At 62.0% G+C, this 1,628-nt stretch carries 2 protein-coding genes; both read right to left on the bottom strand.

What is annotated here, in order from left to right; genetic code table 11:
• Window positions 1–233 precede the first annotated feature (233 nt).
• The gene (gene cysZ, locus C2U68_RS20590; protein WP_140914349.1) at window positions 234–983 is read right to left on the bottom strand and encodes a sulfate transporter CysZ; all 750 of its coding nucleotides are present in this window, start codon (window positions 981–983) and stop codon (window positions 234–236) included.
• Window positions 977–1,628 (bottom strand): S-methyl-5-thioribose-1-phosphate isomerase (gene mtnA / locus C2U68_RS20585; protein ID WP_140914348.1); only part of this gene is annotated, 652 nt, incomplete at its 5' end. The genes mtnA and cysZ, both read right to left, overlap by 7 nt.

Genomic DNA, 1,628 nt, shown 5'->3' with positions numbered 1-1,628 from the left:
GCCCTTTCCGACCCCTATCAGGATGTGAACCAGCAGGTCTGTTCCTTAACTTAACGGCATTGGCTGGGCTGGCGGGAATTATGCCGTTGGTTGATAGCCGGGCGTCACCCCGGCAGGGAGCGCCGGGGGCCTGTTGCTACGGACGGCGAATGCTTCATGCGTCCTTGTCACCCGGGTTCGCTTCGTCTCGGCGATCCCTAGTGCAAAGTCGACGCAACGGTATTGCGCGGGGCTCAGGATGCGGCGGCGGACTCGGTATCCGGGGCCGAAAGCCGGTAGATGTAAATCGTCGCGCCGATCACTGCAGCTTGGCCGATGACCAGATTCAGCAGCGGCAGCGTCAAGCCCAGGCTGGTCAGGCCGCCGAAACTCAGCGCGCCCCAGCGTACCTGCTGTAAAAACTGTTTTTGCCCGGCAAACGCCAGGCCGCGCTGTTCCAACGGGTAGGCCATAAATTCCAAGGCCATGCCCCAGGCGGCGAACCCGGCCCATAACAGCGGGGCCAACAAGTTCACGACCGGTACCGCGAACAAGAGCAATAACGGCAGCACCCGCAAAAGCAGATAACCGATCCGGTGCAGTTCGCCGAAAAACACCTTGTCCCAGGCCAATTCCGCCGCCGGCAGCGGCTGGCCGCTGATCAGCGCCAGGGTCTTGGCGGACAGCCGGCTGTAATACGGCGCGGCGATCAGGTTGGCCAGCAGCGCAAAACTGAAAAATCCGACCACCAGAAAGCTGACGAAAAACAGCGGCCACAGAATCCAGTTCAGCCAGGACAACCAGTCCGGGATGAACTGGTGGATCAAGGCCGACACCATGTGGTAACCCAGCACGAAACCGCCGGTGTACAGCACCATATTGATGAACAACGGAATCAGCAGGTAATTGCGCAACTCCGGGCGGATCAGCATGCGCACGCCTTCCCAGAGGCATTGCACCGCAAACAGCGGACTATTGCCGCTTTTGAAATTCAACTTCAACATGGTTGCAAACTCCTGACGCCGTGTTTGCCGGGGTCGACGACGACGGCGCGCTCGGTGACGATCGCGTCGATCAATTCGGCCGGCGTGACGTCGAACACCGGGTTCCAGGCGCTGACCAATGAGCCTTCGTGCAAATAGCAATCGGCCAGCAATTCCCGCGGATCGCGTTGTTCGATTTCGATGCCGGCGCCGTTTTCCAGGTTGAAGTCGAAAGTGGAGGAGGGCGCGGCGACCATGACTTTGACGCCGTGTTGCTTGGCCAGCACCGCCAGCGAATAGGTGCCGATCTTGTTGGCGACGTCGCCGTTGGCGGCGATGCGGTCGGCGCCCACCACGATCCAGTCTATCTTGCCGGATTTCATCAGCCAGGCCGCCGCCGAATCGGCGATCAGCGTGGCGGGGATGCCGTCCTGCGCCAATTCCCACACCGTCAGCCGCGCGCCTTGCAGCCAGGGCCGGGTTTCGCCGGCGTAGACTTGTTGCAAGCCGCCGCGGCGGTGCAGGCTGCGGATCACGCCCAACGCGGTGCCGTAACCGCCGGTCGCCAACGCGCCGGCATTGCAATGGGTCAACACCGCTTTTGCGGTACCGATCAGGTCCGCGCCGCGCTCGCCCATGGCTTGGTTGGCAGCATAATCGTCGGCG

Source organism: Methylomonas koyamae (assembly GCF_006483455.1).
Lineage (GTDB): Bacteria > Pseudomonadota > Gammaproteobacteria > Methylococcales > Methylomonadaceae > Methylomonas > Methylomonas koyamae_B.
This window is presented reverse-complemented; position numbering and strand designations above follow the sequence as displayed.